This window comes from Microbacterium sp. (genome assembly GCF_031178525.1).
GTDB lineage: Bacteria > Actinomycetota > Actinomycetes > Actinomycetales > Microbacteriaceae > Microbacterium.
The window spans coordinates 1-6,970 of the sequence record NZ_JAPSJA010000133.1; the positions used below are offsets into that span (position 1 = coordinate 1).

The 6,970-nt window shown below is 72.0% G+C and carries 7 protein-coding genes; all 7 read left to right on the forward strand.

Features of this window, described 5'->3' with window-relative positions:
• On the forward strand, window positions 1-242 hold a 242-nt coding region (locus RIF89_RS09340), incomplete at its 5' end, for a TlpA family protein disulfide reductase (protein ID WP_375294460.1).
• On the forward strand, window positions 239-1,024 hold the full coding sequence (locus RIF89_RS09345) for a cytochrome c biogenesis protein CcdA (RefSeq protein WP_309068847.1): 786 nt from the start codon (window positions 239-241) through the stop codon (window positions 1,022-1,024). The genes RIF89_RS09340 and RIF89_RS09345, both read left to right, overlap by 4 nt.
• Entirely contained in the window at window positions 1,005-2,696 is a 1,692-nt protein-coding gene (locus tag RIF89_RS09350; RefSeq protein WP_309068848.1) for a cytochrome c biogenesis protein ResB, read from the forward strand. The genes RIF89_RS09345 and RIF89_RS09350 overlap by 20 nt, the downstream gene beginning before the upstream one ends.
• 15 nt (window positions 2,697-2,711) lie before the next feature.
• Window positions 2,712-3,695 carry a c-type cytochrome biogenesis protein CcsB gene (gene ccsB / locus RIF89_RS09355; RefSeq protein WP_309068849.1) on the forward strand — a complete coding sequence of 328 codons (984 nt, stop codon included), beginning with the start codon at window positions 2,712-2,714 and terminating at the stop codon, window positions 3,693-3,695.
• A gap of 259 nt (window positions 3,696-3,954) precedes the next feature.
• Complete coding sequence (locus RIF89_RS09360) at window positions 3,955-4,725, forward strand: DeoR/GlpR family DNA-binding transcription regulator (protein WP_309068850.1); 771 nt, start codon at window positions 3,955-3,957, stop codon at window positions 4,723-4,725.
• Window positions 4,722-5,717 (forward strand): 1-phosphofructokinase family hexose kinase, encoded by a 996-nt coding sequence (locus tag RIF89_RS09365; RefSeq protein WP_309068851.1) that lies wholly within the window; start codon window positions 4,722-4,724, stop codon window positions 5,715-5,717. Before RIF89_RS09360 ends, RIF89_RS09365 begins: the two co-directional genes overlap by 4 nt.
• Before the next feature lie 28 nt (window positions 5,718-5,745).
• Window positions 5,746-6,970: fructose PTS transporter subunit IIA (locus RIF89_RS09370; RefSeq protein ID WP_309068852.1), on the forward strand; the 1,225-nt coding region annotated here is incomplete at its 3' end.

Genomic DNA, 6,970 nt, shown 5'->3' on the forward strand with positions numbered 1-6,970 from the left:
TCGACCAGGCGGATCAGTCCCGCTCGTTCGCCGAGAAGTGGGGCGTGAGTTACCCCAGCGTGATCGACGCGAACGACGGCGACGTCAAGCTCGCGTTCGCCGCCGTGTCGCCGATCAGCGCGACCCCCGTCACGCTCGTGCTCGACAAGCAGGGCCGCGTCGCCGCGAGCATCATCGGCGCGATCGACAGCCCCTCGATCCTCGCCACGCTCGTGAAGGACACGCTCGAGGAACGCGCGTGAATCCCGGCGCCCTCGTCCTCGACGGCGCCCTCTGGGCCGCGATACCGATCGCGCTGGCGGCCGGCCTGCTGTCCTTCCTGTCGCCGTGCGTGCTGCCGCTCGTGCCCGGCTACCTCGGCTTCCTCAGCGGCTCCGTCGCGCCGCGGGATGCGCGAGCGGACGCGTCAGGATCGGCATCCGGTGCGCTCGCGGGACGCGGGCGGCTGGTCGGCGGCGTGCTGCTGTTCATCGCGGGATTCACCCTCGTGTTCGTCACGATCATCGTGCTGGGCGGCGTGGCGGGCGGCGCCATGGCGCGCTTCTCGCTGCTGTACGGCGACCTCATCACGCGCGTGCTCGGCGCGCTGATCATCCTGCTCGGGCTCGTGTTCATCGGCTTCTTCGGCTTCGCGCAGCGCACGGCGAAGCTGCGGCTGCGCGGCGACCTGGGTCTCGTCGGCGCGCCGCTGCTCGGCATCGCGCTGGGCCTCGGCTGGGCCCCGTGCATCGGCCCGACGCTCGGCGCGATCCTCGCCATCGCGTGGCAGCAGGGCGACGCGACCCGCGCGGGGCTGCTCGGGCTGGCGTACTCGCTCGGCCTCGGCATCCCGTTCCTGCTCGTCGCGCTCGGCTTCGGCTGGGCGACCCGCTCGCTCGCGCTCCTGCGCCGCCACGTGCGCATCGTGAACATCGTCGGCGGCGTGCTGCTGGTCATCCTGGGCGTGCTGATGGTGACCGGAGTGTGGACCATGATCATGTCGCGCCTGCAGGGGGTGTTCGCCAATGTCCCGACCCTCCTCTGAGCAGGTCGCCGACGCCCGCGCGACCGAGCGTGACGGCTCCGAGCCGCTGCGGCCGTCGGACCACGTCGACGGCGACGGCGGCATCAGCTCGCCCGCGCTGGGCGTCGTCGGCTGGCTGCGCTGGGGGTGGCGCCAGCTCACGAGCATGCGCACCGCGCTCGTCCTGCTGCTGCTGCTCGCGATCGCCGCGGTGCCGGGGTCGATCTTCCCGCAGCGCATGGCGAACCCGAACGGCGTGACGCAGTGGGAGCGCGACAACCCCGAGCTGTTCCCGATCCTCGACGCGATCCAGATGTTCGACGTGTACATGTCGGCCTGGTTCTCGGCGATCTACATCCTGCTGTTCGTCTCGCTCGTCGGCTGCATCCTGCCCCGCACGAAGCACCACTGGAAGGCGCTGCGGGCGCGGCCGCCGCGCACGCCGGCGCGCCTCTCGCGTCTGGACGACCACCTCGAGCAGCGGATCGACGGCGACGCCGATCACGCGGCGCACGCGATCGACATGGCTCAGGCGCAGCTGAAGGCGGCGGGATACCGCGTGGAGCGGTACGACGCGCGCGGTGCGTTCTCGGTGTCGGCCGAGCGCGGCTACCTGCGAGAGACCGGCAACCTCGTGTTCCACGCGTCCCTCGTGGGCGTGCTGCTCGCGGTCGGCATCGGCGGCGGCTTCGCGTACACGGGGCAGCGCGTGGTGGTCGAGGGGCAGACCGTCGTGAACGCGCTCGTGGACTACTCGTCCATGAACCGCGGCCGGTTCGTCGCCGACGACGCCCTGTCGCCCTACGCCATGCGCCTCGAGTCGTTCGATGTCACCTACCAGCCGCCCGCGCCGCTCGGATCCGGGCAGGCCGGCGACTTCGCGGCGAACGTCGCGGTGCGCGAGCCGGACGGCGCCGAGACGCAGGGCACCGTGCGGGTGAACCATCCGCTCGGCGTCGGCGGGGGGCGCATCTACCTGCTCGGCAACGGCTACGCCCCGACGATCACGGTGCGCGATGCGGAGGGCACGACGGTCTTCAGCGAGGCCGTGCCGTTCCTGCCGCAGGACACCAACATGACGTCGCTCGGCGTCGTGAAGATCGCCGACGGCCTGCCCGAGCAGATCGGCATGATCGGCTTCTTCTACCCGACGCAGGGGGAGCTCGACAACGGCGCCAAGACGTCCGTGTACGGCGACACGCTCGACCCGCTGCTGACGCTCAACGTGCATTCGGGCGACCTCGGGATCGACGGCGGCGTGCCGCGCAGCGTGTACGAGCTCGACACGACCGGGATGACGCAGCTCACGGGCGGCGACACGGGCGTCGACTCGATCGAGCTCGCGCCCGGCGAGACGGCCGATCTGCCGAACGGGCTCGGCACCGTCACGTTCGAGGACGAGACGCCGGAGGGCGCCGACCCCGCGTCGGTCGGCATGACCGAGTCGGTCAAGCGCTTCGCATCGCTGCAGACCCACCGCGACGAGTCGGCGGTCTTCGTGCTCGTGTTCGCGGTGCTCGCCGTGCTGGGCCTGCTCACGGCGCTGTTCGTGCCGCGACGCCGCGTCTGGGTGAAGGCGACGCCGGACGACGACGGCGTCCGGCTCGAGTACGCCGCGCTCGCCCGCGGGGACGACCCGACCCTGGCGACCGCGATCGAGCAGCTGCGCACAAAGCACCTCGACAGCCTGTAGAAGTAGGATCCCCCCATGCATCCCGACGCCCTCTCGCTCGACTCGATCTCGCTGCTGCTGATCTGGACGGCGATCGTGATCTACGCGCTCGCGTTCATGGCGTACGCGTTTGACCTGGCCAAGCGCTCGCAGCTCTCGCTCGAGCGTCAGGACGCCGCGCGCGAGCTGATCGGGGCCGCGAGCGGATCGGCTCGCGGCACCATCCTGAGCGGCGGGCCGCAGCAGGAGGCGACCGAGAAGCCGCGTCTCGTGATGGGGCGCATCGGCACGTCGCTCACGGTGCTGGGATTCCTGTTCCATCTGAGCGGCACCGTGCTGCGCGGCGTCGCGGCCGGGCGCGTGCCGTGGTCGAACATGTACGAGTTCGCCATGACCGGCACCCTGCTGATCACGGCGGTGTACCTGGGCGTGCTGCTCTGGCGCGACCTGCGGTTCCTCGGCACCTTCATGGTGGGTCTCGTCACGGTGCTGATGGGCGGCGCGACGCTCTTCCACGTCGAGATCGTGCCGCTGATGGATCCGCTCAAGTCGATCTGGCTCATCGTGCACGTGTTCGTCGCGTCGCTCGCGACGGCGTTCCTCGCGCTCGCGTTCGGCCTGTCGGTGCTGCAGCTGCTGCAGGCGCGCCGCGAGCGACGGGCCGTCGCCGAGGCGCCCAAGCGCTCGTTCCTGCGCACGCTGCCCACCGCCGAGGCGCTCGAGGGCCTGGCGTATCGCTTCGCGATCATCGGCTTCATCTTCTGGACGTTCACGCTGATCGCCGGGTCGATCTGGGCCCAGGATGCGTGGGGCCGCTACTGGGGCTTCGACACCAAGGAAGTCTGGACCTTCATCATCTGGGTGCTCTACGCCGGCTACATCCACGCGCGCGCGACGCGCGGCTGGCGCGGCACGCGCTCGGCGTGGCTGTCGATCGTGGGCTTCGTCGCCGTGATCTTCAACTTCACGATCGTGAACATGTACTTCGAGGGCCTGCACGCCTACAGCGGCCTCAGCTGATCGCCCGGGGCGGCGTCTGTCGCCGCCTCCGCCCTTCGAGAAGCGCCCTGCCGGTCGGCGGGGCGCTTCTCTCTTGCCGCGACGTTTCCCTCGGCCGACCCTTGCGAGGGGATCCGGCGTCAGGAGGAGATCCTGCGCGGTTCCGCCCTCGAGAAGCGGGATCTCCTCTCGAAGCGCCGAACCTCGGCGATGCTAAATCTGTGTTTGTGTTGTTTTCTGTGGGAATCAGTTGTATCGTCGTGCCATCCGAAGGAGGGTGATGTACGCGACGGAGCGCAGGGAGCTGATCGAGCGGGTGCTGCTCGAGGAGGCGCGGGTGTCCGTGACCGAGCTGGCCGAGCGGCTGGGGGTCACGACCGAGACCGTGCGCCGTGACCTGGCGGTGCTCGAGGAGCACGGCGCACTGCGGCGCGTCCATGGCGGCGCCGTCGCGCCCGACCGGGGAAGTGCCGCGGAAGTCGACCTGCGCGAGCGGATGCGCCGGGGCGGGGCCGCGAAGGCGGCCATCGCGAAGCGCGCCCTCGACGGGCTCGGTCGGGGGTTCACCGGCTCCGTCCTGCTCGACGCGGGCAGCACCACGGGGGCGCTCGCCGAGCAGCTTCCCGGCCGAGGCGACGTCCACGTCGTGACGCACTCGGTCGTGCTCGCCGCGGGCCTCACAGCCGCGGGCTACACCGAGCTGACGACGATCGGCGGCCGGATCCGCGGCATCACCGGGGCCGCCGTCGGTGCGGGAGCCGTCGCCGCGATCGAGGCGCTGCGGCCCGATGTCGCGTTCATCGGTGCGAACGGGCTGTCGGCCGCCTTCGGGGCCAGCACGCCCGATCCCGAGGAGGCCGACGTCAAGCGGGCCATCGTGCACGCGGCGCGCCGCGTCATCCTGCTCGCCGATCACACGAAGTTCGAGGTCGAATCCCTGCGCAGGTTCGCGGCACTGGACGAGCTCGACGTCCTCGTGACGGACGAGGCGCCGACCGACGCGCTCGCCGAGGCGCTCACCGCCGCCGACGTGGAGGTGTGGATCGCATGATCGTCACGCTCACGATGAACCCCGCGCTCGACAGGACCGTCGAGCTGGCGGACCCGCTGTCGCCCGGGGACGTGCAACAGGCGATCGCGGTGCGGGAGGATCCCGGCGGCAAGGGCGTGAACGTCGCGCGCGTGCTGGCGGGGGCCGGAGCCACGGTCACGGCCGTGCTGCCGCTGGCCGAGGACGACCCGTACCGCCCGCTGCTCGGCGACCTGCCCGTGCGGACGGTTCCGATCGGCGGGCGCGTGCGCGCGAACCTGACGCTCACGGATCCCGAGGGCGAGACGACGAAGATCAACCTGCCGGGGCCAGTGCTCGGCGAGCAGGAGGCCCGCGCGCTGATCGACGAGGTCGTCGCCGCCGCGGACGGCGCGGACTGGCTCGCGCTGAGCGGGTCGCTGCCGCGCGGGGTGCCCGCCGACTTCTACGTCGACGTCGCGCTCGCGGTGCGTGCCCGATGCGATCGGCCGCCCCGGATCGCGGTGGACACCTCTGGTCCGGCGCTCGCCGAGGCCGTGCTGTCGGGCGCGATCGACCTGATCAAGCCGAACGACGAGGAGCTCGTCGAGCTGGCGCTCCTGCTCGACCGCAGCGTGCGACCCGGCGAGTCGAAGGAGCTGGCGCGCGCGACCCGCAGCATGCGCCGCGAGATCGCGGATGATCCCGCGGCCGCTCATCGCGTCGCGCAGCGGATCGTGCCGTCCCAGGTCCGCACCGCGCTCGTCACGCTCGGCGGTGACGGCGCCGTGCTCGTCGACACGGACGGCGCGTGGCTCGCGACACCGCCGCCGACCGACGTGCGCAGCACCGTCGGGGCGGGCGACAGCGCCCTCGCCGGCTACCTGCTCGCCGCCGTCGCGGGGGAGGACGGCCCCGGCCGGCTGCGCTCCGCGATCCGCTATGGCTCCGGCACCGCGGCGCTGCCCGGCACCCGGCTCGCCACTCCCGCAGACCTGCCGACCGGGATCGTCCCGGTGCGCGCACTCGACTGATCCTGATCCGTCCCTAGAGGAGGAGACCGTGTCCACCATCACCCCCCAGCTCGTCAGCCTCGACGAGGACCTCGGCCCCGACAAGTACAGCGTGCTGCGCACGCTGTCCGCGCGCTTCGTGGCGCAGGGTCGCGCGACCGACGCCGAGCAGCTGTTCGCCGCGGCGTGGAAGCGCGAGGAGCAGGATGCGACCGGCCTTCCGGGCGGCATCGCGATCCCGCACGCCAAGAGCGCCGCCGTGACGCAGGCGTCGCTGGCGTTCGCGCGGCTGAAGCCCGGCATCGACTTCGGAGCCGAGGACGAGCCCAGCGACATCGTGTTCATGATCGCGGCGCCCGACACCGCGGCGGAGGAGCACCTCGCGGTGCTGTCCAAGCTCGCGCGCAGCCTGATGGACGAGGACTTCCTCGCCGCGCTCCGCGGGGCGCAGGATGCAGAGGAGGCGGTCGGCATCGTGCGTCGCGCGATCGAGGAGGAGCCTGCCGAGACGCCGGCGCCCGCCGGCACTGCTCCCGCCGACGCCGCGCCGGTGTCCGCTCCGGCCGCCTCGCCCGTACCCTCCGCCGCGGCGGACGGCGCGCTCCAGGTCGAGGGGCGGCCCGCCCGCATCGTCGCCGTGACGGCGTGCGCGACGGGCATCGCGCACACGTACATGGCCGCCGACGCGCTGACGGCCGCCGCCAAGAAGGCGGGCGTCGACTTCCACGTCGAGCCGCAGGGGTCGAGCGGCTACCAGGCGATCGACCCGGCCGTGATCGCGGCGGCCGATGCGGTCGTGTTCGCGGTCGACGTCGACGTGCGCGAGCCGCAGCGGTTCGCCGGCAAGCCCGTCGTGCGGCGTCCGGTGAAGGCCGGCATCGAGCGCGCGCCCGAGCTCCTCGCTCTCGCCGCTCGCGCCGCCGAGGACCCCGCGGCCGAGCGCGTGTCCGGCACCGCGTCGGAGGCGACCGAAGGTGCCGGCAAGGCCGAGGAGTCCCTCGGCGCCCGGATCAAGCGCGTACTGCTGACGGGTGTGTCGTACATGATCCCGTTCGTCGCGGGCGGTGGTCTGCTGATGGCGCTCGGCTTCCTGCTGGGCGGGTACCAGATCAACGAGGTCGCGAGCACGATCGCGGTCGAGAACGCTCTGTGGAACCTGCCCGAGGGCGGCCTGCTGCAGTACCTCGGCGCCGTGGCGTTCGCGATCGGCAACATCTCCATGAGCTTCCTCGTCCCGGCCCTCGCGGGCTACATCGCCTTCGCGCTGGCCGACC